Annotated in this window: 28 protein-coding genes; 25 read left to right on the top strand and 3 right to left on the bottom strand. The window is 45.1% G+C overall.

The window, feature by feature from the left end; genetic code table 11:
* Nucleotides 1-106 precede the first annotated feature (106 nt).
* From FLM48_RS14405 to flgA, 3 genes are all read right to left on the bottom strand, one after another.
* A complete protein-coding gene (locus tag FLM48_RS14405) occupies nt 107-532 on the bottom strand; it encodes a flagella synthesis protein FlgN (protein WP_179025108.1) in 426 nt (141 codons plus the stop codon).
* 6 nt (nt 533-538) lie between these two features.
* Nucleotides 539-859, bottom strand: coding sequence for a flagellar biosynthesis anti-sigma factor FlgM (gene flgM, locus FLM48_RS14400; RefSeq protein WP_028771680.1), 321 nt, complete (start codon nt 857-859; stop codon nt 539-541).
* A gap of 116 nt (nt 860-975) precedes the next feature.
* Nucleotides 976-1,683 carry a flagellar basal body P-ring formation chaperone FlgA gene (gene flgA, locus FLM48_RS14395; RefSeq protein WP_028771681.1) on the bottom strand — a complete coding sequence of 236 codons (708 nt, stop codon included), beginning with the start codon at nt 1,681-1,683 and terminating at the stop codon, nt 976-978.
* Between the two features lie 222 nt (nt 1,684-1,905).
* Between flgA and FLM48_RS14390 the strand changes: the two genes are divergently transcribed.
* The 25 genes from FLM48_RS14390 to fliG all read left to right on the top strand — a co-directional run bounded on the left by FLM48_RS14390 (nt 1,906) and on the right by fliG (nt 26,952).
* Entirely contained in the window at nt 1,906-2,826 is a 921-nt protein-coding gene (locus FLM48_RS14390) for a chemotaxis protein CheV (RefSeq protein ID WP_028771682.1), read from the top strand.
* A 128-nt stretch (nt 2,827-2,954) separates the two neighbouring features.
* Nucleotides 2,955-3,788, top strand: a complete 834-nt coding sequence (locus FLM48_RS14385) for a protein-glutamate O-methyltransferase CheR (RefSeq protein ID WP_028771683.1) — start codon at nt 2,955-2,957, stop codon at nt 3,786-3,788.
* 144 nt (nt 3,789-3,932) lie between these two features.
* A complete protein-coding gene (gene flgB, locus FLM48_RS14380; RefSeq protein ID WP_179025107.1) occupies nt 3,933-4,331 on the top strand; it encodes a flagellar basal body rod protein FlgB in 399 nt (132 codons plus the stop codon).
* Between the two features lie 2 nt (nt 4,332-4,333).
* Nucleotides 4,334-4,753, top strand: a complete 420-nt coding sequence (gene flgC / locus FLM48_RS14375; RefSeq protein WP_028771685.1) for a flagellar basal body rod protein FlgC — start codon at nt 4,334-4,336, stop codon at nt 4,751-4,753.
* 10 nt (nt 4,754-4,763) lie between these two features.
* On the top strand, nt 4,764-5,570 hold the full coding sequence (flgD, locus tag FLM48_RS14370; RefSeq protein ID WP_179025106.1) for a flagellar hook assembly protein FlgD: 807 nt from the start codon (nt 4,764-4,766) through the stop codon (nt 5,568-5,570).
* 60 nt (nt 5,571-5,630) lie between these two features.
* Nucleotides 5,631-6,992 carry a flagellar hook protein FlgE gene (gene flgE, locus FLM48_RS14365; protein ID WP_179025105.1) on the top strand — a complete coding sequence of 454 codons (1,362 nt, stop codon included), beginning with the start codon at nt 5,631-5,633 and terminating at the stop codon, nt 6,990-6,992.
* A gap of 196 nt (nt 6,993-7,188) precedes the next feature.
* Entirely contained in the window at nt 7,189-7,932 is a 744-nt protein-coding gene (flgF, locus tag FLM48_RS14360; RefSeq protein ID WP_028771688.1) for a flagellar basal-body rod protein FlgF, read from the top strand.
* A gap of 10 nt (nt 7,933-7,942) precedes the next feature.
* Nucleotides 7,943-8,731, top strand: a complete 789-nt coding sequence (flgG, locus tag FLM48_RS14355) for a flagellar basal-body rod protein FlgG (protein ID WP_028771689.1) — start codon at nt 7,943-7,945, stop codon at nt 8,729-8,731.
* Between the two features lie 12 nt (nt 8,732-8,743).
* The gene (gene flgH / locus FLM48_RS14350) at nt 8,744-9,421 is read left to right on the top strand and encodes a flagellar basal body L-ring protein FlgH (RefSeq protein ID WP_028771690.1); all 678 of its coding nucleotides are present in this window, start codon (nt 8,744-8,746) and stop codon (nt 9,419-9,421) included.
* 9 nt (nt 9,422-9,430) lie between these two features.
* Complete coding sequence (locus FLM48_RS14345; protein ID WP_179025104.1) at nt 9,431-10,522, top strand: flagellar basal body P-ring protein FlgI; 1,092 nt, start codon at nt 9,431-9,433, stop codon at nt 10,520-10,522.
* Between the two features lie 17 nt (nt 10,523-10,539).
* Nucleotides 10,540-11,511, top strand: coding sequence for a flagellar assembly peptidoglycan hydrolase FlgJ (gene flgJ, locus FLM48_RS14340; RefSeq protein WP_028771692.1), 972 nt, complete (start codon nt 10,540-10,542; stop codon nt 11,509-11,511).
* 52 nt (nt 11,512-11,563) lie between these two features.
* Nucleotides 11,564-13,480 carry a flagellar hook-associated protein FlgK gene (flgK, locus tag FLM48_RS14335; RefSeq protein ID WP_179025103.1) on the top strand — a complete coding sequence of 639 codons (1,917 nt, stop codon included), beginning with the start codon at nt 11,564-11,566 and terminating at the stop codon, nt 13,478-13,480.
* A gap of 11 nt (nt 13,481-13,491) precedes the next feature.
* The gene (gene flgL, locus FLM48_RS14330) at nt 13,492-14,682 is read left to right on the top strand and encodes a flagellar hook-associated protein FlgL (protein WP_179025102.1); all 1,191 of its coding nucleotides are present in this window, start codon (nt 13,492-13,494) and stop codon (nt 14,680-14,682) included.
* An 84-nt stretch (nt 14,683-14,766) separates the two neighbouring features.
* Nucleotides 14,767-15,588 (top strand): flagellin, encoded by an 822-nt coding sequence (locus FLM48_RS14325; RefSeq protein WP_028771695.1) that lies wholly within the window; start codon nt 14,767-14,769, stop codon nt 15,586-15,588.
* A 219-nt stretch (nt 15,589-15,807) separates the two neighbouring features.
* Nucleotides 15,808-16,626 carry a flagellin gene (locus tag FLM48_RS14320; protein ID WP_179025101.1) on the top strand — a complete coding sequence of 273 codons (819 nt, stop codon included), beginning with the start codon at nt 15,808-15,810 and terminating at the stop codon, nt 16,624-16,626.
* 100 nt (nt 16,627-16,726) lie between these two features.
* On the top strand, nt 16,727-17,122 hold the full coding sequence (locus tag FLM48_RS14315) for a flagellar protein FlaG (protein ID WP_179025100.1): 396 nt from the start codon (nt 16,727-16,729) through the stop codon (nt 17,120-17,122).
* 41 nt (nt 17,123-17,163) lie between these two features.
* Nucleotides 17,164-18,531 (top strand): flagellar filament capping protein FliD, encoded by a 1,368-nt coding sequence (fliD, locus tag FLM48_RS14310; RefSeq protein WP_179025099.1) that lies wholly within the window; start codon nt 17,164-17,166, stop codon nt 18,529-18,531.
* Between the two features lie 29 nt (nt 18,532-18,560).
* A complete protein-coding gene (locus FLM48_RS14305) occupies nt 18,561-18,881 on the top strand; it encodes a hypothetical protein (RefSeq protein WP_179025098.1) in 321 nt (106 codons plus the stop codon).
* A gap of 6 nt (nt 18,882-18,887) precedes the next feature.
* Nucleotides 18,888-19,298, top strand: coding sequence for a flagellar export chaperone FliS (gene fliS, locus FLM48_RS14300; RefSeq protein WP_179025097.1), 411 nt, complete (start codon nt 18,888-18,890; stop codon nt 19,296-19,298).
* A 257-nt stretch (nt 19,299-19,555) separates the two neighbouring features.
* Entirely contained in the window at nt 19,556-20,989 is a 1,434-nt protein-coding gene (locus FLM48_RS14295) for a sigma-54 dependent transcriptional regulator (protein WP_179025096.1), read from the top strand.
* A gap of 174 nt (nt 20,990-21,163) precedes the next feature.
* Nucleotides 21,164-22,243, top strand: a complete 1,080-nt coding sequence (locus tag FLM48_RS14290; protein WP_179025095.1) for a PAS domain-containing sensor histidine kinase — start codon at nt 21,164-21,166, stop codon at nt 22,241-22,243.
* Nucleotides 22,236-23,582: a sigma-54 dependent transcriptional regulator gene (locus tag FLM48_RS14285; protein WP_028771702.1), complete on the top strand. Its 1,347-nt coding sequence runs from the start codon at nt 22,236-22,238 to the stop codon at nt 23,580-23,582. The genes FLM48_RS14290 and FLM48_RS14285 overlap by 8 nt, the downstream gene beginning before the upstream one ends.
* A gap of 229 nt (nt 23,583-23,811) precedes the next feature.
* Nucleotides 23,812-24,144, top strand: coding sequence for a flagellar hook-basal body complex protein FliE (gene fliE / locus FLM48_RS14280; protein ID WP_028771703.1), 333 nt, complete (start codon nt 23,812-23,814; stop codon nt 24,142-24,144).
* A gap of 74 nt (nt 24,145-24,218) precedes the next feature.
* Nucleotides 24,219-25,916 carry a flagellar basal-body MS-ring/collar protein FliF gene (gene fliF / locus FLM48_RS14275; RefSeq protein ID WP_028771704.1) on the top strand — a complete coding sequence of 566 codons (1,698 nt, stop codon included), beginning with the start codon at nt 24,219-24,221 and terminating at the stop codon, nt 25,914-25,916.
* Nucleotides 25,909-26,952: a flagellar motor switch protein FliG gene (gene fliG / locus FLM48_RS14270; protein ID WP_028771705.1), complete on the top strand. Its 1,044-nt coding sequence runs from the start codon at nt 25,909-25,911 to the stop codon at nt 26,950-26,952. The genes fliF and fliG overlap by 8 nt, the downstream gene beginning before the upstream one ends.
* Nucleotide 26,953: the final 1 nt, after the last annotated feature.

The following is a 26,953-nucleotide window of genomic DNA, read 5'->3' as shown; positions in this document are numbered from 1 at the left end:
TAAAAGACGTTGATAAACCGGCATAGACTGCCTGAAAACTGGTGAGAATGGATCAAACACGAAAAAAGCCATCAATGATGGCTTTTTTCGTGGCTGTTGTACAAGATTAGGCTTTTAAGTCATTGCCCAATGTGGCAATAGTCGATGTTTGCCCTTTTCCATCGTAGGTTAAGCTTGATGAGTTTCTTGAGGCATGTAGTGCTTGAGTAAAGCGGCTAACGCTGGCCATACAGTGGTCAATTAACGTCGCATTCTCACTATTAAGTTGTTGACACTCATTTAAACAAGTTTGAGCGGTAGCGACTTTACTCGCTAGCTCGGGATTGCTTTTGAGCTGGGCGACGTCAGGGTGGGCCGATAACGACATATCATTGGCTTTGATCTCATTGAGCAAGTCTGACTTTTTACCTGCTAAGTCCAACAGTTCATCTGCACTTTGGTTGATGAGAGCTTGTTTTTCTTGCTCGGTCACTGCTTTTAAGTTTGCCAATAATGCTAATTGTTTATCAATTAAGTCGTTAATCGGGCTCATAGTATCCTAGCTTAATTCATTGAGTTCGTTCTCGAACTGTTCAATATTACTGGCCAGTTTTTCAGCATCAATCTTATAGCGGCCTTCTGCGATGGCAGCTTTAATCTCTTCTACTTTTTTACTGTCCACTTCTGGAATATCGTTTAATTTAGATTGCACATTTTGCAACTGCTGCGCTTGCGAGGTGATCGACACCGAATCGCTTTTAGTTGCTGCGCCACCATTACTGGCAGTTTGAGGTGCAGAAGTTGCGCCACTTTTACCGCCTGTTGGTGTCGTAATTCGGTTGTTAGTTCCTGTATTTACATGCTTTATATCAATAGCCATTGTGAGTTCCAACTTGTATAAATGAGATCAACATACCTGTCTATCGGCCTGCATTTCTAAAGCTTTAGCTGAAGATGTGCAATTATTATAATTTTTTTGCTAGCAGATTTCACGACTTACATACGTACCTCAACTTCGCCTACACCAATTACCCTCGCATTGACTTTTTTATTGGAATGGCTGTTGCGAATTCTAATCCGGTCGCCCAAATTTCCATCCCTCAGTGCTTCACCCACGGTTTTAATTTCAAAGTTTGCCGTTTTGGCATAGATAGAGACCGTATCGCCTTTGCAGACAAAACATAAGTTATCGGTAAAAAGTGGCTGGTTCATGCTAATACGCCGTTTCACTCGGGTACCGACAACCAGTGCGGTATCGTCAAACTGTTGACCACGAAGCTGACTTTGCTCGATATATTCAATGCCCACTGCACTCGATGAGATCACATCACCAGGGCCTAGTGTTTCGGTGGCTACGACTACAGGGTAGAGAATGTCTACTCTGACAGAAATAAATATTTGCCATGGATACGCCATTTGTGGCGTCTCGCAGCTTATCTTAATGGTGTTATTACGTTTTATGGCGCGAGTGGTCGCGAGTTCAGCATTCACAGGGCCTATACACAGTGGTGGACTTAATCGGGTATCAAGGTTTTGCGGCGTGATGGATACCTTGGCATGGGGCGGAACATCAATATTATCTTCAATTATGCCTATAGCTAATTGGGAAATGGTCGATAGAGAAGGGGTATGCGGTTTTACCTCGGCACTCAGGTGCCAAGGTAACAGTAAAATGATGAAAAAGTACGCTAAATTTACTTTCATAATGAATAGACTAGCTTGATCAGCTAGATTACACCTATACTTTCGTTGTGACCTGATACTGACATCAATTAATAAAACAAAAATAGCGTCAGAAGTTTGACAAAATATCGGTCAGGTTGTCATATAAAGTAGATAAAGCAATTAGTATGCCTATACTCAAGTTACGCGAGAGATTTTTAGGTCAGCATTCACCACGCCGGGAAGGCAACAAGGCAAGGCATTATGTCGAATATTCTTGAATCGGTTAATAAACGTACTCAATTAGTTGGTCAGAACCGCTTAGAGTTACTGCTGTTTAAATTAAACGGTCGCCAACGTTTTGGTATTAACGTCTTTAAAGTTAAAGAAGTATTGCAGTGTCCACCACTGACGGGATTACCTAAACTCAATACTTTTGTTCGTGGTGTGGCTCACATTCGTGGCAAGACGATTTCGGTGATTGATTTGAGTGCTGCTACAGGTGGGCGCCCAATAGAAAACACGGAAGGATGCTTCATCATTATTTCTGAGTATAACCGCAGTGTACAAGGCTTTTTGGTCAGCTCGGTAGAGCGGATCATCAATATGAATTGGGAAGCTATCATGCCGCCGCCACAGGGCGCAGGTCGTTATTCTTACTTAACCGCGGTGACTGAAATTGAAGGTGAGTTGGTCGAGATATTGGATGTTGAAAAAATCCTCGATGAGATCTCGCCGGTGAAAACCCAAATCAGTAAAGAGGTTGATGAGCAGTTAACAATTGATAGAGAGCAGCATTACCATATTATGGTCATTGATGACTCAGCTGTGGCGCGTAAACAGATCATCAGGGCACTTGAGTCTTTGAGTTTGCAAATTGATACAGCAAAAGATGGCCGTGAAGCGTTAGATAAACTGACCGCAGTTGCAGCTGAAATGGATAATGTGGCCACAGAAATCCCACTCATTATCTCTGATATTGAAATGCCCGAAATGGATGGGTACACACTGACCGCTGAGATTCGCGATAACCCAAAACTTAAAGACATTAAAGTGGTTCTACACACGTCGTTAAGTGGGGTATTTAATCAGGCTATGGTTGAAAAAGTGGGTGCTAATGACTTCATTGCCAAATTTAACCCAGATGAACTTGCCGCAGCAGTAAACAAACATTTAAGTTTATAACTGCAAATTGATATAAGATGCACTTTTTATCTTGTATCAGACAGTTAGCTAATGTATAAAGCTGCGCTGCCATTTACTTGCTATAGTGTATGTTGTAGCTGATTTTAATTTAATATTGGGATGCCACGGTGCCGAATAAATCACTCGCTGAAGCGGAATACAATCAATTCAGATTATTTCTGGAGCAACACAGCGGTATTGTGCTGGGTGACAATAAACAATATTTAGTTCGTAGCCGGTTGGCGCCATTGATGGGCAAATATAATTTGCCGTCATTGTCTGAGGTGGTGAAGCATTCAATGAAGCCAACCGAGCGGCAATTGCGTGCAGAAGTGATTGACGCGATGACGACCAATGAAACCTTATGGTTCCGCGATCGTTATCCGTTTGAATTGCTAGGCAACACGCTGTTACCTGAATATAGCCGCCTTGGTCGACCGTTAAAAATATGGTCAGCGGCGTGCTCATCAGGCCAAGAACCGTATTCATTGGCGATGACCATTCTGGAATATCAGCAAAAACGCCCTGGCACTCTGCCGGGAAGCGCATCCATATTAGCAACAGATTTGTCACCTTCTATGCTAGAAAAGTGTAAAAGCGGCGAATACGACAGCTTGGCTTTGGGGCGTGGTTTGTCAGAGGAAAGAAAGCGTCAGTTTTTTGATGCGACAGCCAATAGCACTATGACCATTAAGCCTAACGTCAAGCGCTTGGTGAATTTTCGAGCACATAACTTGCTTGAGAGTTATACCTTGTTAGGCAAGTTTGACATTATTTTTTGCCGTAATGTGCTGATCTATTTTGCACCAGAGGCAAAGGCAAAAATCTTGCGGCAATTTGCTGCCGCTTTAAATCCAAAAGGCATTTTATTTTTGGGCGCATCCGAGTCTATTGCTGGTTTAACTGAAGAATTTGATATGGTGCGGTGCAACCCAGGGATTTATTACCAAAAGCGTAATTAAGCAGACATTTACTGCCATTTCATTGCCTAAAAATGCCAACCATTGTGTTGGCATTTTCGTTTAACTCACTTCTGTTACTCTCCTCTTGTTTTTTTTGGCACAACTATTGCTTTATTTATTGCATCTATTTGAGGAGGCAATTTTATGGCGATCAGTTTTGACAAAGCGTTGGGGGTTCATCAATACACATTGGGAGTGCGCTCTCAACGTGCTCAGGTGATCTCATCAAACATAGCGAATGCCGATACACCTCACTATAAAGCACAAGACATTGACTTTGATAAGGCGATGCAATCAGCACGTTCAAATCAAAGTGGCCTAGCAATGAGCGAAACCAATAGTAAGCACTTTGATTTAAAAGCATTGACCCAACAGCATGTTGCTTATCGAGTGCCTAATCAGCCTGATACAGGTGATGGCAATACCGTTGATGTGCAACAGGAAAAATCTGAATTTATGCAAAATGCTTTGGAATACCAAATGTCGCTTGGATTTCTCGATAGTAAGTTTTCCGGCCTTAAAAAAGCCCTGAGAGGAAGTTAATTATGAGCTTATTCGATATTTTTAATGTGGCCGGCTCAGGCATGTCAGCGCAATCGGTCCGATTGAATACAACGGCAAGTAATATTGCTAATGCTGATGCGGTTTCTAGCAGTGTTGAAGGCACTTACCGAGCAAGACACCCCATTTTTGAAGCAGAGATGGCGAAAGCCACTCACCAGCAACAAGCGACTACTTCAGTGAAAGTCGCAGGCATTGTAGAAAGTGATATGCCGTTGCAAAAAGAATTCTCACCTTCTCACCCTATGGCTGACGCAGATGGTTTTATCTATAAGCCCAATGTCAATGTGATGGAGGAGATGGCGAATATGATTTCAGCGTCACGGTCTTATCAGATGAATGTGCAAGTGGCAGATGCGGCAAAGTCGATGTTGCAACAAACACTACGTATTGGCAAACAGTAGGAGGTAAGCAGTGAGCCTCATTAATCCGTTAACTAATCAACCGCTGTCGAGTCAATCAACGGCAGACAAGACGATAGCGCCGGCACAAGCGACTAGTGATATTGGTAGTGCCAGTGCATCGGCTCAAACTCAGACTGAGCTAACAGGTAATCCATTCCTTGATGGCATTCGACTACCAGAAGAGTCGTCAATTCCAGAAGCCAACAGCCAGGAATTGACCCAAGAAGACTTTTTCTCGTTACTCAGTCAGCAGTTATCGATGCAAGACCCATTTAAGCCAGTTGATAACGATCAGATGATTGCGCAAATGGCCTCATTCTCTACGGTAGATGGTATCAATAACCTTAATGAAGAGATTGTAAACCTTAATACCGTCATGACATCGAGTCAGGCGTTGCAGGCGTCAGGGTTGGTCGGCCAGAAAGTACTGATTCCGTCAGATACTGGTCATATTTCAGCTGAGGATCCAAGCCTAAAAGGTATTGTCAGTACGCCAGAGCCTATAGAAAGTATTACGGTACGAATTGAAGATGAGAAAGGTCAGCTAGTTAAGACTTATACCGTAGATGGCAGTGCCGGCGGCAATATTGATGTGGCTTGGGATGGCCTAGACAAGAATGGTGAGCCTGTTGCTAGTGGTAATTACTCCATTAAAGCGACAGGACGAGTTGATGGCGAGAATCAAGATTTGCCAGTCTCAACCTATGCACACGTAACCAGTGTGTCACTCGGAACAGCAAGCACAGGTGCCATCTTAAATTTAAGAGGTATCGGTGGCATTAAGCTCGGTGATGTTTTGGCAGTGTCTGAAACTTAACATTTGGGCAGATTTGGCTTTAAGCCTAATTTATACAGAATTTTATGATAGGGGTGAACTATGTCGTTTAACATTGCATTGAGTGGGATCGCCGCGGCTCAAAAAGATCTAAATACTACGGCTAATAATATTTCCAACGTTAATACTGTTGGCTTTAAAGAGTCACGTGCTGAGTTTGCAGATGTGTATGCCAACTCAATTTTTGCCAATAGTAAAACGGCTGTGGGTGGCGGTGCAACGACTACACAAGTTGCCCAGCAATTTCATCAAGGCAGTTTGCAGTTTACTAATAACGCACTTGATATGGCCATCAATGGTGGTGGCTTTTTCGTTACCTCATCAGAACTAGGCTCACAAGATCATAGTTACACACGAGCTGGTGCTTTTAAGGTGGACGCGGATAGCTATTTGGTTGACTCTGCGGGTAACTTTTTACAAACCTTCCCGGTTGATGCCGACGGTAACTCTACATCAGTGAGTTTAACGACTACGCAACCCGTCAAAATTCCTGACACTGCAGGTAGTCCACAGATGTCAGAAAATGTTGGCTTGCAAATGAACTTAAATGCCGGCGAAGCGACATTAGACCCAGCAAATTTTGATCCTAACGATCCCGATACCTATAACAATTCTACTTCGGTCACCATGTATGACTCACTTGGCGAGCCGCACATTATGACGACCTATTTTGTGCGTCCGCCAGAAGCGGCCTATACCGGTGAAAGTAACTGGGTGGCATTTTATGCTGTTGATGGCCAACAAGTTGATTTAGCCGGTCCAGCGGGTACTTATCAAACAGATACCAATGGTGATGGCACCCCAGATGGTACTGGCAGTGCGACCAATGCGGGTGGTTGGAAAGGTGCAGTATTAACCTTTAACGACACAGGCGCCTACACCGGTAGTGACCCTGCTGTGATAACCACTGAAGAGCTAGGTGTTAATGGTGCTAACGTATTAGGCCCTGGTGCCGATGGTACGCAAACATTGACGGTTAACTTCAATAATCCAACACAGTATGCATCACCATTTGAAGTCACTGAATTGACTCAGGACGGTACCACAGTTGGACGTTTGACCAATGTGGAAGTGGGCGCTGATGGTCTAATTAATGCCAGTTACAGTAACGGCTCGACCGTGCCGCTAGCACGTGTTGCGCTGGCGCGTTTTTCTAATGAGCAAGGCCTAACCCAAGTCGGTAATACTTCTTGGAAAGCCAGTTTGGATTCAGGCCCTGCACTAGCGGGTGAAGCTAACAGTGGTACATTTGGTAGTATTCGCTCATCGGCACTTGAACAATCCAATGTTGATTTGACGACAGAGTTAGTTGATTTGATTTCAGCGCAGCGCAACTTCCAAGCAAACTCACGTACTTTGGAAGTTAACAATACCCTCCAACAAACCGTGTTGCAGATCCGCTAGATTTTATTAAGGTGTTGCCGATGGCGGCAACACCTTGCCTCCTGCTATTGCCTTCCTTTTTGTGATACCCCTTCAATGGTTTAACCGCTTGATTTTAAAAAACTCGCCAGCGCCAAAATTATGAACATTTATTGGCACGAAGTTTGCTTTTAACTTGTTAATAGAAGTTTAAGTTGAAAGATTGACGGAGCTGCAAGTGGATAAATTACTCTACGTCGCCATGAGTGGCGCTAAGCAGAATATGAATTCGCTCGCTGTGCGAGCTAACAACCTTGCCAATGCAAATACTGATGGCTTTAAAGCTGATCTTGAACAGGCTCGCACTATGCAGGCTTTCGGTGAAGGCTTGCCAACTCGTGTATTTGCGATGACAGAGAACCCTTCTGCCAATTTTGCAAGTGGTCCAATTAAAACCACTGGCCGTGATCTTGACATTGCAGTAGCAGGTGAGGGCTGGATAGCGGTACAAGGTGCTGATGGTGGAGAAGCCTATACCCGCTCCGGTAGCTTAAGTTTTGACTCTACAGGTCTGTTGTCAAACAACCGTGGTAACCCTGTCATGGGGGATGCTGGACCCATAGTGTTGCCACTGCCAATTGAAAAAGTTGAGATTGCCCAAGATGGCACAATCTCGGTCAGACCATTGGGTTCAACTGCTGAGGTTATTGAAGAGGTTGGCCGCATAAAGCTAGTGAGTCCAGGCAACGAGAATTTAATGCGTGGTGAAGACGGATTATTTAGACAGATATCCGGTGAAATCGCGCCCGCTAACCCCTTTGTTTCAGTAGAGAGCGGTGCTATCGAGGGCAGCAATGTCAATGCTGTTGAAGAGATGGTCTCGCTGATTGACATGCAACGTCAATTTGAGATGCAGGTCAAGATGATGAAAACCGCAGAAGAAACCGATCAGGCTTCTTCAACATTAATGCGCATTAGCTAGGAGAAAGAGTATGCATCCCGCGTTATGGATAAGTAAGACTGGTCTTGATGCCCAGCAAACCGATATTTCGGTCATATCAAACAACGTCGCTAATGCCAGCACTGTTGGTTATAAGAAAAGCCGCGCTGTATTTGAAGATTTACTGTACCAAACTGTCAATCAAGCTGGCGGCATAAGTGCCTCAAATACCAAATTGCCGAACGGCCTAAATATTGGCGCCGGCACCAAGGTGGTCGCCACTCAAAAGATGTTTACCCAAGGCAACATGCTGACCACCGATAACTCGCTGGATTTAATGGTAGAAGGCCCAGGCTTTTTTGAAGTGCAGTTACCCGACGGCACAGCCGCTTATACCCGTAATGGCCAGTTTACCCTTGATGACACCGGGCAAATAGTCACGCCAGGTTCAGGGTATGTGGTACAGCCGCCCATTACCATTCCCGATGATGCCATTAGCATCACTGTGTCGGCGGAAGGCGAGGTGTCAGTGAAAACCCCTGGCACTGCAGATAACCAAGTTGTGGGTGAGCTGAGTATGACGGATTTCATCAATCCAAGTGGCTTAGATCCGATGGGACAAAATTTATATTTAGAGACCGGTGCGAGCGGTACGCCAATTCAAGGCACGGCTTCACTGGATGGCATGGGCGCGATTCGTCAAGGTGCGCTAGAAACTTCTAACGTCAATGTAACGGAAGAGCTGGTGAACCTAATTGAAAGTCAACGCATTTACGAGATGAACTCTAAGGTTATCTCTGCCGTTGACCAGATGCTCTCTTATGTTAACCAGAATCTGTAAACGGAGGCATTGATGAATAAATTACTGATATGTCTAACCGCTGCTGCAATTTTGGCAGGTTGCAGTTCATCGAATACTAAGCCTATTCCAGATGACCCGTATTATGCGCCGGTTTACCCGGAAGCACCGCCAACTAAAATCGCAGCCACTGGCTCAGTTTATCAAGATAGCCAAGCTTCAAGCCTGTATTCAGACATTAAAGCACTGAAAGTTGGTGACATCATTACTGTAATTTTGATGGAAGAGACGCAAGCGAGTAAAAGCGCTAACAACGAAATCAAGAAGGGAACTGACCTGACGTTAGACCCCATATATGCGGGCGGTGGCAATATAACGATTGGCGGTCAGCCAATTGATTTGCGTTACAAAGACAGTATGAATACCAAGCGTGAGTCCGACGCCGACCAAAGTAATAGCTTGTCTGGCAGTATTTCAGCCAACGTGATGCAAGTGCTCAATAACGGTAACTTAGTTATTCGTGGCGAAAAATGGATCAGCATCAATAATGGTGACGAATTTGTTCGTCTAACCGGTGTCGTGCGCTCGCAAGATATTCGTCCAGACAACACGATTGACTCTCCGCGCGTAGCTAATGCGCGCATCCAATACAGCGGTACCGGCACATTTGCTGATGTGCAGAAAGTCGGCTGGCTTAGCTCATTCTTTATGGGTAGCTGGTGGCCTTTCTAAGGAGTTCACATGAAGATTAAACTGTTTTTTACCGTCGTCTTACTATTGGTAGCAAATCTTAGCTACGCGCAGCGTATTAAAGATATTGCCAATGTACAGGGCGTGCGTAATAACCAATTGATTGGTTATGGTTTGGTAGTGGGTTTGCCCGGTACAGGGGAAAAAACACGTTATACCGAGCAAACCTTTAAAACGATGTTGAAGAACTTTGGTATCAACCTACCTGACAACTTTCGCCCTAAAATCAAAAATATCGCGGTAGTGGCAGTACATGCTGATATGCCGCCTTTTATCAAGCCGGGTCAAACTCTTGACGTAACGGTATCGAGCTTGGGTGAAGCTAAGAGTTTACGCGGTGGCACACTGCTGCAAACATTCCTAAAAGGGGTAGACGGCAACGTATATGCCATTGCCCAAGGCAGTTTGGTGGTCAGTGGCTTTAGCGCTGAAGGTCTTGATGGCTCGAAGGTGATTCAAAATACCCCAACGGTTGGACGTGTACCTAATGGCGCAATTGTTGAGCGAACCGTTGCTACGCCGTTTTCAACGGGCGACCACTTGACCTTTAATTTACGCCGGGCTGATTTCTCAACCGCGAAAAGGTTGGCCGACGCAATCAATGAGTTACTTGGCCCAGGCATGGCTAGACCACTAGATGCATCATCTGTGCAAGTCAGTGCCCCTCGTGATGTATCTCAGCGTGTTTCGTTTTTAGCGACATTAGAAAACATTCAGGTTGAGCCTGCTGCTGAGTCCGCCAAAGTGATTGTTAACTCTCGTACCGGCACCATTGTCGTCGGTCAAGACGTACGTTTGCTGCCTGCGGCGGTTACCCATGGTGGCTTAACCGTGACCATTGCAGAAGCAACCCAGGTCTCGCAGCCTAATCCGTTTGCTGGTGGTGATACCGTGGTAACCAGTGATACCACGATTGATGTGGCTGAAGAAGATAATCGCATGTTCTTGTTCAATCCTGGCACAACATTAGATGAGTTAGTCAGAGCAGTAAATTTAGTGGGAGCAGCACCGTCAGATGTGCTTGCTATTCTTGAAGCGCTAAAAATGGCAGGCGCTTTGCATGGTGAACTTATCATCATCTAAATTTTGTCGGTATTGAAATGGATAAGCTATCAAACTCATCGCACTTTCTGGACATTGGCGGCCTAGATTCACTGCGCGCCAAAGCCCAGAAGGACGATCAAGCAGCGCTAAAGGAAGTTGCCCAGCAGTTTGAAGGCATATTCGTACAGATGTTGATGAAAAGCATGCGTGATGCCAATGCGGTCTTTGAATCTGACAGTCCGATGAATAGCCAGTACACCAAGTTTTATGAGCAAATGCATGACCAACAAATGTCGGTCAATCTGTCAGATAAGGGCATGCTTGGCTTAGCGGATTTAATGGTTCAACAGTTGTCTCCAGGTACAAGTGATGTTACCCCTGCTTCGGTATTGCGCGGTGATATGGCGTCACCTGTTAGTCAGAGCAAGCCTGCACATCTCAGTCAGCAAATGCAGCAGTCATCGTCGGCAATGCCAACACTGGATGACATTGTTAGCGGCAAGAGTTTGCCTTCTGAAGTGGCGCGTAGCGGGACACACTTTAACGACCAACAAGATTTTATTCGCCAGTTATATCCCCATGCAGAAACAGCGGCAGCCAAGCTGGGAACCACACCAGAAGTACTCATTGCCCAGTCAGCACTTGAAACCGGTTGGGGACAAAAGGTGATTCAGGCCAAAGATGGCCAGCCAAGTAACAACTTATTCAACATTAAAGCGGATAAACGTTGGCAAGGTGATAAAGCGGCAGTGAATACGCTCGAATTTGAACAAGGCATTGCAGTGCAGCAACGGGCTGATTTTCGCGTTTACGATGATATCAAGCAGAGTTTCGATGATTTTGTTTCGTTTATTTCTGATGGGCCGCGTTATCAAAAAGCACTAGAAAAAGCCGCGAACCCGTCAGATTTCATTCAAGGGTTACAAGATGCAGGGTATGCAACAGACCCTAAATATGCCGAAAAAGTGATGCGAGTGATGCAGTCCATAGGTAAGGATGTGTCAGTTAGCTTAGGAGGAGGTCAGTAATGTTAATCAGATGTCGTTGTGACCAACTTGAACATTTAACGAGGGTTAGCTGATGTCGATGGATCTACTAAATATTGCTAGAACTGGCGTATTGGCATCGCAATCGCAGCTGGCCGTCACCAGTAATAACATTACCAATGCCAATACCGAAGGTTATCACCGTCAGGTAGCGCATCAGTCAAGCCTTGATACCCAAAGAATGGGTAACAGTTACTTTGGCGCTGGTACCTACATCTCAGATGTAAAACGTATATATAACGAGTATGCGTCTCGTGAGTTACGTATTGGTCAGACGGCCATGAGTCAAGCGCAAGCTACCGATATTAAGATGAGCGAGATGGACCAGCTATTCTCGCAAATAGGTAAGTCTATCCCACAAGGGTTAAGCGATCTATTTGCTGGGCTTAATAGCTTAGCGGATCTACCTGATGATTTAGGTATCCGTGGTAGCGTATTAGGCAATGCCGATCAAATAGCATCGGCGCTAAATCAGATGCAGTCACACCTTGATGGTCAAATGTCTCAAACTAATGACCAGATAGCGGCAATTACAGACCGAATTAACGAAATTAGCACCGAGCTTGGCCATATCAACCAAGAGTTGATGAAGTCGCAGGGTCAAGATATGGGGTTACTTGATCAACAAGATGCGCTAATTAAAGAGTTGAGTGAATATGGTCAGGTGAATGTGATTCCGCTGGAGTCTGGCGCTAAAAGCATCATGCTAGGTGGCTCGGTGATGTTGGTATCTGGCCAGGTTTCAATGCAAATGAGCACCACAACGGGTGACCCTTATCCCGGTGAGCTGCGGATTCAAACTTCGTCAGGCGCTCAAAACCTCGTTGTTGACCCATCTAAAATGGGGGGCAGTTTAGGGGCTTTATTCCAATTTAGAGATGAGACCTTGATACCCGCCCAGCTTGAGGTGAATCAGCTTGCACTGGGCGTCGCTGATGCATTTAACCAAGCACAGCAAGATGGCTTTGATCTCTATGGTGAAGTGGGAGAAAATATCTTTGTTGACATTAATGACCCCTCAATGGCTAACGGCCGCGTGGGCGCTTATGGCAATAACACCGGCAACGCGGCGTTGAGAGTTAATATAGATGACGTTGGAGCGTTAACAGGTTCAAGTTATGAGCTGTCGTTTACTGCGCCATCGACCTATGAGTTAAAGGACAATGTTTCTGGTGCGGTTACGCCACTGACGTTAGTGGGTAGCGAACTTCAAGGTGGCGATGGTTTCACTTTGCATATTGACTCGGGTGCCTTGGCCTCTGGCGATCGATTTGAAATCCGTCCTACCTCTGGTGCAGCATCAGGTATTGCGGTTGAGATGACCGATGCTAAAAAGCTGGCGGCGGCAGGCCCAACAATTAGCGCTGATGCAGCTAACTCCGGCAATACAGATGTCAAAATGGTTAGCATTGATGATCGTAACGCTGCCAACTTTCCAGTGACAGGTTCTGAGCTGACCTTTGAGATAAATACCACCACCAATACCTTTGAAGTATTCGATGCAAACGGGACATCATTGGGTGCGCCAGCTGCTTATACGCCGCCGAATATCAGTGCTTATGGTTTTACCTTTGAAGTTGAGTCAACCGCAGGTGCTACCGATCGATTTACTTTTGATTTGTCTTTTGCACCTGGTGACAACAGCAATGCTGTTGCCATGGCTGGCCTAAGTGATTCTAAAATAATGAATAACGGCACATCGACGCTCAGTGATGTATATGAGCAGACCAAATTATCCATTGGCGGCAAAGCCAAAGCTGCCCAGGTTGCACTGGGCTCCGCTGAAGCGGTGTACACCCAAGCGTACAACCGTGTACAGAGTGAGTCGGGGGTCAACCTTGATGAAGAAGCAGCCAATCTAATGCGTTTTCAACAAGCCTATCAAGCGTCTGCAAGGATCATGACTACGGCCAATGAAATCTTCAATACTTTATTTAGTTCGGTGCGTTAGGAGTTAGTGGTATGAGAATTTCAACAGCGCAGATGTTTACACAAAATATTAACGGTATTTTGGATAGACAAACCTCAACAAGCAAGATCATCGAACAGATCTCTAGTGGTAAGCGAGTGAATACCGCCGGCGACGATCCTGTCGCGGCAATTGGTATCGACAACCTTAATCAGCAAAATGCGCTAGTTGATCAGTATATGAAGAACATTGACTACGCGACCGGTCGGCTTAGTTTGACTGAAAGCAAGCTTGGTAGTGCGGAAACACTGGCAACTTCAGTGCGCGAACAAGTATTACGGGCAGTAAATGGTGGTCTTTCTGATTCCGAGCGGCAAATGGTTGCCGATGAACTCAAGGGAACCCTTGAAGAGTTACTTGCCATCGCTAATACCAAAGACGAATCAGGTAACTATATGTTTGCCGGTTATGAAACTGGTAAGCAACCCTTTGAGTTCGATGCGGCAGGTCAGATGGTGTATGCCGGTGATAGTGGTGTACGTGATGCGATTATCGCCTCTGGAGTGGTCGTTGGCAACAATGTTCCTGGCGATCAGGCTTTTATGAACGCACCAGGAGGATTGGGTGATTTTCGTGTCAACTATTTGGCATCTCAAGTGGGTGATTTCAATGTAGAAAGCGCTGAGATCGTCGATCCTCTGACTTATGTAGAAGATGATTACACTTTTAACATGGTGGGCACGAGCTTAGAGGTCAGAGATTCCAGTAATGCCTTAGTGACAACAGTACCTGCGTTTGATCCCACTAATCCGGTTAGCTTTAACGGTATTGAAGTCAAACTCGATGGTACGCCCGCTGCTGGCGATAGTTTCAGCATCAGCCCGCAAGATTCGGTCAGCATTTTTGACTCCATCAATGAAGCAATAACCTTACTAGAAGATCCTAATAAGATAAACACGGCTCAAGGTAAAGCGGAACTGGCACAGATATTGAATGATGTTGATAGCGGCATAAATCAGATCAGTATTGCCCGTGGCGTATCAGGAAATAGTTTAAAGAGTCTTGAAAGCCACAGTTCGACACACGTTGAAGAGAAGCTGGTCAATAGCTCTGCGTTATCAATGTTAGAAGACCTTGATTACGCCTCCGCAATCACGGAGCTAGAGAAGCAACAACTGGCACTTAATGCGGTATCAAGTGTGTTTACAAAAGTGGGTTCAACGACCCTGTTTGATTATATCTAACTGATGCTTATCGGTTAACAATTTAACTGTTTAATTTAGCCAAGCTCGAAGTCTTGGCAGTGCAACCAAGAAGAGGAAAACACAATGGCTATTAATGTAAATACCAATGTCACGTCAATGAAGGCGCAAAAGAACTTAAATATGTCAACGCAAAACTTGGCAACGTCAATGGAACGTTTATCAAGTGGTCTACGTATTAATAGTGCTAAAGATGATGCGGCAGGTTTGGCGATTTCTAACCGCCTGAACTCACAGGTTCGTGGTTTAGAAGTGGGTATGCGTAACGCTAACGATGCGATTTCAATTGCACAGATTTCTGAAGGTGCGATGCAAGAGCAAACCAACATGCTACAGCGTATGCGTGACTTGGCGATTCAATCTGAAAACGGTGCCAACAGTACTGCTGATTTACAAGCATTGAAAGATGAGATGGATCAGCTAGCACTTGAGATCACCGCAATTGGTAACAGTACTGCATTTGGTGATACCAAATTGCTAACAGGTGATTTCTCTGCGGGTAAACTATTCCAAGTAGGCCACCAAGATGGTGAGGATGTCACTATTTCGGTCGGTACACTTAATGCGCAAGTTTTATCGGTAGGCGCGCTGACGGTACTCACCAGTGCTGGCCGTAACTCGGCAATTGGTAAGATTGATGACGCCATCAAGGTCATTGACACCCAACGTGCTAAGTTAGGTGCGGTGCAGAACCGTTTAGCACATAACATTAGTAACAGTGCCAACACTCAAGCTAACGTTGCCGACGCGAAAAGCCGAATTGTAGATGTGGATTTTGCCAAAGAGACATCAACAATGACCAAAAACCAGGTACTACAACAGACAGGTTCAGCGATGTTGGCACAGGCGAATCAGTTGCCACAAGTTGCATTATCGTTACTTGGCTAAGAAAATATTGCCTAAAGTTTGTGCGCAACGCTCATGTTGTGCACAAACCCTATTTAAAAATAATATCAAATTCAGTTGGTTAATTGAATTTGATATTTTTTTTAAAAAAAAGCTAAAGATATGAAATCCTCTGCCGTTAAATTTACTGTAACCAATTAGCTCAGCCTGGCTTAAGCAGACAGGCATTAGTTTTAAGTCAGGTATTAAGAGGAACAGATTATGGCTATTACAGTAAACACTAACGTTACTTCTCTAAAAGCACAGAAGAACTTGAACGCATCTAGTAGTAATCTTGCGACTTCTATGGAGCGTCTATCAAGTGGTTTACGTATTAACAGTGCGAAAGACGATGCGGCAGGTCTTGCAATTTCTAACCGCTTGAACTCACAGGTTCGTGGTCTTGAAGTGGGTATGCGTAACGCCAACGATGCGATTTCAATTGCGCAAATCTCTGAAGGTGCGATGCAAGAGCAAACCAACATGCTGCAACGTATGCGTGACTTGACCATTCAGTCAGAAAACGGCGCGAACAGTACTGCAGATTTACAAGCACTTAAAGATGAAATGGATCAGTTAGCGCTAGAAATCACAGCGATTGGTACTAACACTGCATTTGGTGATACTAAATTGCTTAATGGTGATTTCTCTGCGGGTAAGTCTTTCCAAGTAGGTCACCAAAATGGTGAAGACATTAAGGTGTCTGTTGGTAAATCTGATGCTGCTTCATTGTCTGTTGGTTCACTTACCGTATTGACGTCAGCTGGTCGCTCTACAGCACTTGCTAAAATTGATGCTGCGATTTCCACTATTGATACAAGTCGTGCAAAATTAGGTGCAGTACAAAACCGTCTATCGCACAACATTAGTAACAGTGCTAATACGCAAGCAAACGTTGCCGATGCTAAGAGTCGTATTGTGGATGTGGATTTCGCCAAAGAAACTTCTACAATGACCAAGAACCAAGTATTGCAACAAACGGGTTCAGCGATGTTGGCTCAAGCTAACCAGCTCCCTCAAGTGGCGCTATCTTTACTATAATATAGGGTATTGATAAGCTAATTTGACCAAACAAGGGAGGTTCGGCGACGAGTCTCCCTTTGTTGTATTTTAAGGATAATGATTAACGTGGGGGTGTAGTATGGTGACGGATATGAATTTGGTAACTCAATCCAATGCCGCAACTGCTAAGATAGATATAGGAACCACACCTATAAAACCTACAGCAGCAAAGGATGCTGAGCTGGATAGAACATCTGTGATTCAAGCGGTTGAAGAAAGCGAAAAAACAGCCAAAACAGAGGAAGAACCTACTAGCGAACAGATGCAGAAATTAGTTGATGATATGTCAACCATGATGGCTGTGATGCGCAAAGGGTTAGCATTTAAGGTTGATGAAAATTCTGGCACAAATATTGTTAGTGTCATGGACATTGAGTCAGGTGATGTGATTCGTCAAATTCCTAACGAAGAAGCGCTTAAATTAGCGCAAAAACTAACGGAAGTGACGGGTCTGTTAATGAAAACCGAGGCGTAAACACGGTTGTCGGTATTAAAATAGTTTAAGTAGAGGTTTTTATGGCATTAACAGCAACGGGTATAGGTTCAGGGCTCGACATTAACACCATTGTCGGTGTGCTGGTCGATGCTGAAAAAGTCCCTAAAGAAGCTATTTTTGATCAAAAAGAAGCGACTATTGATGCCAAAGTGTCTGCTATTGGGACACTGAAAAGTGTTCTATCGTCATTCCAAGATGCTTTGGAGAAGCTCAAAGATGGTGGCAGCCTTAATCAAAGAACGGTATCAACTGGCGATAGCCTCTATTTAAGCGCTACTGCGGATAAAACGGCGACTACAGGATCGTACAATATCCAAGTTGAACAATTGGCAACAGCACATAAAGTTGCCGGCGCATTTACCGCAGATAAGACCGCTGCGGTAGGAGAAGGTAGCCTAGATTTTACCGTCAATGGTGAGTCATTTACTGTTGATGTTGGTGCGACCGATTCCCTTGAAGATATTGCTAAAAATATTAATGATTCTTCTGAAAATGTGGGTGTTACAGCGACAATTGTTACAACCAACTCGGGAAGCCGCTTAGTACTAAGCTCAGATACCGAAGGCCCAGACAATCAGATTACCGTTGGCGCCACAGATACTGCTGGAACCGGCCTTAACGATATGTTTGGCGGTACCAACTTAACAGAAGTTCAGGCCGCGCAAGAGTCAATTATCCATGTTGACGGCCAACAGCTTAATTCACAAACCAATGAAATTACCGGCGCGATTGCTGGTGTTACCTTGAACCTGACGGACGCCGATGTCAATAAAACCACTACGCTGAAAATTGAACAAGATGATGAAGCGGTAAAAGAGAATGTTCAGGGGTTTGTTGATGCTTACAACAGCTTGATGAGCTCTATTGATAAGCTCTCTTCTTATGATGCTGAAAAAGAAGAGGCTGCAGCTCTGCAAGGCGATTCTATGATTCGCTCTTTAGAATCGCAGATGCGCAATATGATCAGTACTCGTGTCGATGTCGACGGTACTAGTGTTGCGCTTTATGATATTGGTATTGAGGCTGATCGATACGGGAAGTTGAGCGTTGATTCAGCAAAGCTTGATGAAGTGATTAAGAATGACATGGCAAGCATTGAAGGACTGTTTGCTACTGAAACGACTGGCTTGGCCAATCGATTGGACGAGCTCAGTGAGGGCTATGTCAAAACCGGTGGTTTAATTGATTCTCGCAATAACGCGTATACCAGTGACAAAAAACGACTTGATAGCGATCGTGAGGCGTTTGCATTGAAAATGGAAATGCTTGAAGCTAGGCTGTTTAAACAGTTCAATGCGATGGACTTGGTAGTTGGACAATTAAATCAGCAAGCTTCCGGTATAGTAAACGGCTTAAATTCATTACCAGGCGTTATTAGTAACTCATAAGCCTAGGTTGTGAGACAGGAGTTGTATCGTTGCAAACCATAGAACAAGTTAATAATGCAGTATCAGATACCTTGGTTAAGTTAGAAGCCCTACCTGCAGAAGATGAAGCAACTGATAAGTTGGTATCAGATTTGCAAGAGTTGATTGCAAAGCGTCAACTTTTACTCGATGGCTTGTTGTTAGCCCCAAAAGATGAAGACCGAGAGCAATTAGAGCTGCAACTGAAATTGACTCGGGGTTTTGAAGTGCAGGCAAAAGCTGTACTTCAACATCGGCAGGAATTGCTTCACATCGGCCGTAAAAGTAAACGTCAACTTAATGTTTATAAGTCTATAGATTCTAATAGGTAGGTGTGTATGAGAAGGTCATTACAGTCATATCGAAAGGTATCGGTGGAGAGCGAAATATCTGTAGCTTCACCCCATCGTATTATCCAAATGATGTTTGAAGGCGCACTGCAGCGTCTAGCTCAAGGTCGCTATGCTATCGAACAAAATGATGTGACCAACAAAGGTATTTATATTGGTAAAGCCATTGGCATCATTACCGGTTTAAATAACAGCTTGAACATGGATGAAGGTGGAGAAATCGCCAACAACTTAAGCGATTTGTATGACTTTATGCTTCGTAGAATCTCTGAAGCGAATATGAATAATGATGTACAAGCTATTGATGATGTCAGTGAGATTCTCCGTAATATCAAAGAAGGTTGGGATGCGATTCCTAGCGACCAACACCACATGGCGTCTCAGTCTGAGGCTATTTAGCCCCGCAGCAATCACCTTTGGAGTCTTGGCAGGTGTCAAACATTTGGCATCTGCTGCTGCATACGTTGAGATTTTGAGCTAAAATCATGAGAGTTCGGCATAAAATGCAACTGAGGCTTGCTAATAGCTTGCCGATAATACACTATTCCTCATGGTAGTCGTTTATCGGAATGTTTAAGTAAGACTACTTTCAGCTTTTAGGCAACGAACACTAATAATTAATGCGAATAATACTGAGCGCTTTACGGCCTTCTTAAATGATGCAAATAGATCAACGAATTCTCATTGTAGGTAGTCAATCAGAGCGAATAAATCGCTTATCATGTGTATTTGAGTTTCTTGGTGAACAAGTAGACTTAATTGCCGTCGATAAACTTGAAGCGCGATTACAAGATGCTCGTTACCGCGCCTTGGTGATTACCTCTGATGCCCAAACTAAAACTCTGATCCAATCCATTGCTGCGTCTATCCCGTGGCAACCTGTACTGGTTATGGGACCGGCTGAAGATATTGGTGCATCTAATATTCTGGGCTTTATTGAAGAGCCTCTCAATTATCCTCAATTGACTGAACTGCTGCATTTTTGTCAGGTGTTTGGTCAAGCTAAACGACCCGATATCCCGACTAGCGGTAATCAAACAAAGCTGTTTCGCAGTCTAGTTGGTCGCAGTGAGGGGATTGCCAATGTTCGCCACCTTATCAGCCAAGTATCGGCATCTGATGCCACAGTTTTGATTCTAGGTCAGTCTGGAACAGGTAAAGAAGTGGTTGCGCGCAACATGCATTATCTCTCAGAGCGCCGAGAAGGCCCCTTTATTCCTGTTAACTGCGGTGCTATTCCACCAGAGTTACTTGAAAGTGAGCTGTTTGGTCATGAGAAAGGCTCCTTTACCGGTGCAATTAGTGCTCGTAAAGGTCGTTTTGAATTGGCTGAAAAAGGGACACTCTTTTTAGATGAAATAGGTGATATGCCGCTGCAAATGCAGGTTAAGCTATTACGTGTTTTGCAAGAAAGAACCTTTGAGCGCGTCGGGGGCAATCGTTCTATTAGTGCCGATGTACGCGTAGTAGCGGCAACTCATCGCGATTTAGAAGAGATGATTGAAAAAGGAGATTTTAGGGAAGATTTATATTATCGCCTTAATGTCTTCCCAATTGAAATGCCCGCGCTTTGTGAGCGTAAAGATGACATCCCACTGCTGTTGCAAGAGTTAGTTAGCCGAGTTTATAACGAAGGCCGCGGTAAGGTACGATTTACCCAGCGTGCTATTGAATCACTAAAAGAACATGAGTGGTCAGGCAACGTTCGAGAACTGTCTAATTTGGTTGAGCGTTTAACCATTTTATATCCAGGTGGTCTCGTCGACGTTAATGATTTACCGATGAAGTATCGACACATTGATGTACCTGAATATGAAGTGCAGGTCAGTGAAGAAGAGCTCGAGCGCGAAGCGCTGGCGTCAATCTTCAACGATGAAGAGCCGGTAGATATTCCAGAAACACGTTTCCCGAGTGAACTTCCTCCGGAAGGGGTTAATCTAAAAGATCTATTGGCAGAGCTTGAAATCGATATGATTCGTCAGGCGTTAGATCAGCAAGACAATGTTGTCGCCAGAGCTGCAGAAATGCTCGGTATTCGCCGTACAACATTAGTTGAGAAAATGCGTAAGTATGGCATGAGTAAAGATTAGCTGTAACACACCTCAATAAAGCCTCTTGTTGTTTTTACAACTGGAGGCTTTGTCATTTCTAGGGGCTAATTTGTTTAAAAAGCCCTTTTTGACTTATCTCCTTGAATTAGTTTTATAGCATTGGCCTGATATATGCATTAACCCCGTTAGCAGCAATATTTTGACGGAGTTTTTATGTTGGCGACACAATATGTATCAGAGCAGTCCTCCCCTGAGCAATCGGTGGTGCGTGCTGTTGCAAACAGTGACAATGCCAATGCATCCAGTCGAATGGATCATATTTTACAAGCCATGCCATCAGGTGTGGTGATCATTAATGGTGACGGTGTCGTAACACAGGCCAATCCTGTGGCGGTGCAACTGCTTGGCCAACCACTTGAAGGGTTACGCTGGATACAAGTCATCAACCGAGCGTTTTCGCCGCAAGATGATGATGGTCATGAGGTGTCATTAAAAAATGGCCGCCGAGTGAAATTAGCGATTACGCCTCTAACGCCCGAGCCGGGGCAATTGATTGTCCTGACCGACCTGACTGAAACCCGCTTATTGCAGAAGAATGTGTCACACATGCAGCGTTTATCAGCGCTTGGAAAAATGGTGGCGACCTTAGCGCATCAAGTCAGGACGCCATTGTCTGCTGCTTTGTTATACGCATCCAACCTTGGCAGCAATAAACTTGATCAGCGCGGACGTGAGCGCTTTCAAGGCAAATTGGTTGACCGACTCAACGAATTAGAGCAGCAGGTCAACGACATGTTGATGATGGCCAAAGGGCGCCAACAAGAGCAGATGGTCCCTGTGCTAATGAGTGATGTCGTTGCCAGTGTCGTGGCTAATTGTGAACCTATTGCGGAAAAAAAATCTTGTCAGTTGACCTTGCTGGGTGATGGTGAGCATTTGGTGAGCGCCAATGTTTCTACTCTTAGCTCAGCGGTAAATAATCTCGTGATTAATAGCATTGAAGCCGGCGCCAATCGCATTGCTTTGCAAGTTACCCTTGAGAAGCAACATGTCAGTTTACATGTCATAGATAACGGCAAGGGCTTAGATTCTGCCATGCAAAAGCAAGTGTTAGAGCCTTTTTATACGACCAAATCACAAGGTACAGGTTTAGGCCTTGCGGTAGTGCAGTCGGTGGTATCGAATCACGACGGCAAGTTTGATTTTCACTGCGTTAAAGGTAAGGGCTGTAAAGCCAGTATAATTTTACCCTTGCTGAGCAACATAGGTACTGAGGAGGGAGCTCATGTCTGAAGGTAGGATTCTGTTGGTCGAAGACGACTGCGCCTTAAGAGAAGCACTGGTTGACACTTTGTTGTTAGCACAATATCAGTGTGATGACGTTGGCTCTGCAGAAGAAGCCATCGTCGCCCTCAAAGCGCAGTGTTATGATTTAGTGGTCAGTGACGTTCAAATGGAGGGCATTGGCGGCATAGGCTTGCTGCAGTACTTACAGCAGCATCATAGCCAACTGCCGATGTTGTTGATGACGGCTTATGCCACGATTGATAATGCGGTGAATGCTATCAAACAGGGGGCGGTTGACTACCTCGCCAAACCGTTTGCGCCAGAGGTATTACTTAACCAAGTCTCCCGTTATATTAAACCTGCACTGGTGGTTGATAGCCCGGTTGTCGCTGATGAAAAAAGCCTTAACTTGCTTGCCTTAGCGCGCAAGGTTGCTGCATCAGATGCATCAGTGATGATTATGGGGCCCAGTGGGTCAGGTAAAGAGGTCTTAGCACGCTTTATTCATCAAAATAGCCCTCGCCATCAAGCGCCTTTTGTGGCGATAAACTGTGCAGCAATACCTGAAAATATGCTTGAAGCGACCCTTTTTGGCTATGAAAAAGGCGCATTTACAGGCGCTGTGCAAGCTTGCCCTGGTAAATTTGAACAAGCACAAGGCGGCACCTTGTTGCTCGATGAGATATCAGAGATGGATTTGGGCTTACAAGCTAAGCTTTTACGAGTTCTCCAAGAGCGTGAAGTTGAGCGTCTTGGTGGCAGAAAGACCATTAAATTGGATGTTCGAGTACTCGCGACCTCCAATAGGGATCTTAAAGCGGCTGCTGCTAACGGTGAGTTTCGAGAAGATCTGTTTTATCGAATAAATGTGTTTCCACTCACTTGGCCTGCGCTGAATCAGCGACCTGCGGATATTTTACCGTTAGCGCGACATCTGTTACAGCGCCATGCGGAGCGAAGTGGAGTCACCACAGTGCCGCAACTTGATGACGCAGCGAGTCGCCGCTTGTTGACCCATCGCTGGCCGGGTAATGTGCGTGAATTAGATAATGTGATTCAACGGGCATTGATTTTACATAGTGGTGAAGCGATCACTTTGGCCGATATTGTGCTAGATAGCCAAGATAGTGAGCTTGATATTCACTTTGATGCGCCGCACCCAGTGCCCGAGGCTGAAGGATTGGGCGATGAGCTAAAAGCCAAAGAGCACGTCATTATCCTTGAGACATTGACTCAGTGTAATGGTAGTCGTAAAGCGGTGGCGGAAAAACTGGGCATTAGTGCCAGAACGCTGCGCTACAAAATGGCTAAAATGCGCGACATGGGCATTCAAATCCCGGCTTAAAATTGCTATCGACATCATGATGCCCAATACCGAGTCGTAAACTGACGAGGTTAGGTATCATGATGTTTTTGTGTGTCATTAGCGCTTAAATCTACTTTCGCTGTTTTAGTGAACAGTTAAACCTCATTAATCCTACAATTGATTCATTCATTCTAAAGTTGGCAAGCTAATTGCTTTATTGATTACTAACAATCAAGTTTCGTCAAAAACACGACGATGGGAGCTTAGTATGCAGATCGGTGCCAATTCATTATTCCAAGAAATGCAGTCTTTAAGTGGTGAAATTAAACCTTCAGGTATGTCGACAGGCATCACTCAGCAGGTAAACAACACCAGTGGCAGTGACTTTGGGCAGCTGCTATCTCAAGCCGTGGGCACTGTCGGCGAGTTACAATCCAACGCCGCTTCTTTGGCGACTCGGTTAGATATGGGCGACAGTACCGTGACCTTGTCTGATACTGTGATTGCCAGAGAAAAGTCGAGTGTTGCTTTTGAAGCAACAGTACAAGTCAGAAATAAACTTGTTGAAGCCTATAAAGAGATAATGAGTATGCCTGTATAAGGCGGCACTCATTGATTTTCAAAGCATTGCAATAAATTAATTAGAAAGAGCAGGTATCTATCGTGAGTACGGATATGGTGGTAGGCAACAACGCTGGCACAGCAGACACGACCTTGGCTGGTGGCGTTCAAGAAGAGCATAAACCAGGCGGCATTGGCGGCTTTGGTGGCGTAGATATGCTCCGTCAGATCACAATGATTCTAGCGCTTGCTATCTGTTTGGCGCTTGCAGTATTTGTCATGCTCTGGGCTCAGGAGCCTGAATATCGTCCGCTCGGGAAAATGGATACCCAAGAGATGGTTCAAGTACTCGATGTACTGGACAAGAACAAGGTTAAGTACCAAATCGATGTAGATGTGATTAAGGTTGCTGAAGATCGCTATCAAGATGTCAAAATGATGCTCAGCCGAGCAGGACTTGATAACAATGAAGCGGCTAATGACTATTTAAATCAGAATAGTGGTTTTGGTGTATCGCAGCGCATGGAGCAAGCTCGTCTTAAGCATAGCCAAGAACAAAACCTAGCTCGAACGATTGAAGAGTTACGCAGTATTACCCGTGCCAAAGTGATCTTGGCCATTCCAAAAGAAAATGTTTTTGCTAGAAATCGCTCTAAGCCAAGTGCAACTGTGGTTGTGAGCACGCGCCGCGCAGGGCTTGGGCAAGAAGAAGTTGATTCAATTGTTGATATCGTGGCGTCAGCAGTGCAAGGGCTAGAGCCAGCGCGCGTGACGGTCACCGACGCAAACGGCCGCCTATTAAATTCTGGCAGTCAAACTGCCGTATCAGCAAGAGCACGTCGTGAGCTAGAAATTGTTCAGCAAAAAGAAGCGGAATACCGCAACAAAGTTGAATCTATTCTGATGCCCATTTTAGGCCCCGAGAATTTTACCTCGCAAGTTGATGTCAACATGGACTTCACAGCGGTAGAGCAAACAGCCAAGCGTTATAACCCCGATCTGCCAGCGATTCGCAGTGAGATGACCGTTGAGAATAATGCCAACGGCGGCACCATTGGCGGAATTCCTGGCGCGCTGACTAATCAGCCACCTATGGAGTCAAATATTCCACAGGACGCGCTTAATCAAGACCAAGCGGCTGAAAGTACAGGTAGTAGCCATCGAGAAGCAACACGAAATTATGAGCTTGATACCACCATTAGCCATACCCGTCAGCAAGTTGGCGTGGTGCGTCGAGTGAGTGTTTCGGTCGCGGTGGACTTTAAAACCGGCGCTGCGGGTGAAGAAGGACAAGTAAATCGTGTTCCGCGCACAGAGCAAGAGTTGGCAAATATCCGTCGACTGCTAGAAGGCGCGGTTGGGTTTAACGGCCAACGCGGTGACATGATTGAAGTAGTTACGGTACCGTTTATGGACCAGCTTATTGAAGAAGTCCCGGCACCTGAAATGTGGGAGCAGCCATGGTTCTGGCGAGCTGCGCGTCTATTGATGGGGGGCTTGGTGATTCTGGCGCTGATTATCTTTGTCGTTAGACCTATGCTTAAGCGCCTTATTTATCCTGACTCAGAGAAAATGCCTGATGAACCTAGCTTAGGCGACGAGTTAGCAGAAATTGAAGATCAATATGCAGCCGATACACTGGGTATGTTGAACCGTCCAGAAGCGGAGTACAGCTACGCAGATGACGGGTCAATTTTAATACCAGATCTTCATAAAGATGATGATATGATTAAAGCAATACGAGCACTAGTGGCGAATGAGCCTGAACTATCGACGCAAGTCGTGAAAGGTTGGTTACAAGACAATGAGTGAAGAAACGGGTGAACTAACAGTTGCAGCAGGATTTAATACCGACGATTTAACCGGTATTGAAAAGACCGCAATTTTACTGCTGAGCTTGAGCGAAGCTGATGCCGCGTCAATTTTGAAACACTTAGAGCCTAAGCAGGTGCAAAAAGTGGGCATGGCGATGGCGGCGATGCAAGACTTTGGTCAAGAGAAAGTGATTGGCGTTCACAAGCTGTTTCTTGACGAAGTACAAAAGTATTCATCCATTGGTTTCAACAGTGAAGAGTTTGTTAGAAAAGCACTGACTGCTGCACTTGGTGAGGATAAAGCAGGCAACTTAATTGAGCAGATCATCATGGGTGGCGGGGCCAAAGGCCTTGAGTCATTGAAATGGATGGATGCGAGACAGGTTGCCACGATAATCCAGAATGAGCATCCACAAATTCAAACTATCGTACTGTCATACCTAGAACCAGATCAGGCAGCTGAGATTTTTGCTCAAGCGCCAGAAAATACCCGTTTAGACTTAATGATGCGTATAGCCAACCTTGAAGAAGTTCAGCCAGCAGCTTTGCAAGAATTGAATGATATCATGGAGAAACAGTTTGCTGGTCAAGGTGGCGCGCAAGCGGCCAAGATGGGTGGCCTGAAAGCGGCTGCTAATATCATGAACTACTTAGATACTGGCGTAGAAAGTCAATTGATGGAAACCATGCGTGAGTCTGATGAAGAGATGGCGCAACAGATCCAAGACTTGATGTTTGTGTTCGAGAACTTAGCCGATGTTGATGATCTCGGTATTCAAGTCTTGCTGCGTGAAGTACAGCAAGATGTATTAATGAAGGCGCTTAAAGGCGCTGATGATCAGCTTAAAGATAAGATTTTGGGCAACATGTCTAAGCGTGCAGCCGAACTGCTTAAAGATGATTTAGAAGCGATGGGGCCAATCCGTATCAGTGAAGTGGAAGTGGCGCAGAAAGAGATCCTATCGATTGCGCGTCGTCTCAGTGATGCCGGTGAAATCATGCTCGGCGGTGGTGGCGGAGAAGAGTTCTTATAAT

It is taken from the genome of Shewanella sp. Scap07 (assembly GCF_013394145.1).
Lineage (GTDB): Bacteria > Pseudomonadota > Gammaproteobacteria > Enterobacterales > Shewanellaceae > Shewanella > Shewanella waksmanii.
This window is presented reverse-complemented; position numbering and strand designations above follow the sequence as displayed.

Bases quoted from the DNA above. Each gene is read 5' to 3' on its own strand.
- FLM48_RS14405 (WP_179025108.1), bottom strand. From the start codon at position 532: ATGAGCCCGATTAACGACTTAATTGATAAACAATTAGCATTATTGGCA.
- flgM (WP_028771680.1), bottom strand. From the start codon at position 859: ATGGCTATTGATATAAAGCATGTAAATACAGGAACTAACAACCGAATT.
- flgA (WP_028771681.1), bottom strand. From the start codon at position 1,683: ATGAAAGTAAATTTAGCGTACTTTTTCATCATTTTACTGTTACCTTGG.
- FLM48_RS14390 (WP_028771682.1), top strand. From the start codon at position 1,906: ATGTCGAATATTCTTGAATCGGTTAATAAACGTACTCAATTAGTTGGT.
- flgB (WP_179025107.1), top strand. From the start codon at position 3,933: ATGGCGATCAGTTTTGACAAAGCGTTGGGGGTTCATCAATACACATTG.
- flgC (WP_028771685.1), top strand. From the start codon at position 4,334: ATGAGCTTATTCGATATTTTTAATGTGGCCGGCTCAGGCATGTCAGCG.
- flgE (WP_179025105.1), top strand. From the start codon at position 5,631: ATGTCGTTTAACATTGCATTGAGTGGGATCGCCGCGGCTCAAAAAGAT.
- flgG (WP_028771689.1), top strand. From the start codon at position 7,943: ATGCATCCCGCGTTATGGATAAGTAAGACTGGTCTTGATGCCCAGCAA.
- flgH (WP_028771690.1), top strand. From the start codon at position 8,744: ATGAATAAATTACTGATATGTCTAACCGCTGCTGCAATTTTGGCAGGT.
- FLM48_RS14345 (WP_179025104.1), top strand. From the start codon at position 9,431: ATGAAGATTAAACTGTTTTTTACCGTCGTCTTACTATTGGTAGCAAAT.
- flgJ (WP_028771692.1), top strand. From the start codon at position 10,540: ATGGATAAGCTATCAAACTCATCGCACTTTCTGGACATTGGCGGCCTA.
- flgK (WP_179025103.1), top strand. From the start codon at position 11,564: ATGTCGATGGATCTACTAAATATTGCTAGAACTGGCGTATTGGCATCG.
- flgL (WP_179025102.1), top strand. From the start codon at position 13,492: ATGAGAATTTCAACAGCGCAGATGTTTACACAAAATATTAACGGTATT.
- FLM48_RS14325 (WP_028771695.1), top strand. From the start codon at position 14,767: ATGGCTATTAATGTAAATACCAATGTCACGTCAATGAAGGCGCAAAAG.
- FLM48_RS14320 (WP_179025101.1), top strand. From the start codon at position 15,808: ATGGCTATTACAGTAAACACTAACGTTACTTCTCTAAAAGCACAGAAG.
- FLM48_RS14315 (WP_179025100.1), top strand. From the start codon at position 16,727: ATGGTGACGGATATGAATTTGGTAACTCAATCCAATGCCGCAACTGCT.
- fliD (WP_179025099.1), top strand. From the start codon at position 17,164: ATGGCATTAACAGCAACGGGTATAGGTTCAGGGCTCGACATTAACACC.
- fliS (WP_179025097.1), top strand. From the start codon at position 18,888: ATGAGAAGGTCATTACAGTCATATCGAAAGGTATCGGTGGAGAGCGAA.
- FLM48_RS14295 (WP_179025096.1), top strand. From the start codon at position 19,556: ATGATGCAAATAGATCAACGAATTCTCATTGTAGGTAGTCAATCAGAG.
- FLM48_RS14290 (WP_179025095.1), top strand. From the start codon at position 21,164: ATGTTGGCGACACAATATGTATCAGAGCAGTCCTCCCCTGAGCAATCG.
- FLM48_RS14285 (WP_028771702.1), top strand. From the start codon at position 22,236: ATGTCTGAAGGTAGGATTCTGTTGGTCGAAGACGACTGCGCCTTAAGA.
- fliE (WP_028771703.1), top strand. From the start codon at position 23,812: ATGCAGATCGGTGCCAATTCATTATTCCAAGAAATGCAGTCTTTAAGT.
- fliF (WP_028771704.1), top strand. From the start codon at position 24,219: ATGGTGGTAGGCAACAACGCTGGCACAGCAGACACGACCTTGGCTGGT.
- fliG (WP_028771705.1), top strand. From the start codon at position 25,909: ATGAGTGAAGAAACGGGTGAACTAACAGTTGCAGCAGGATTTAATACC.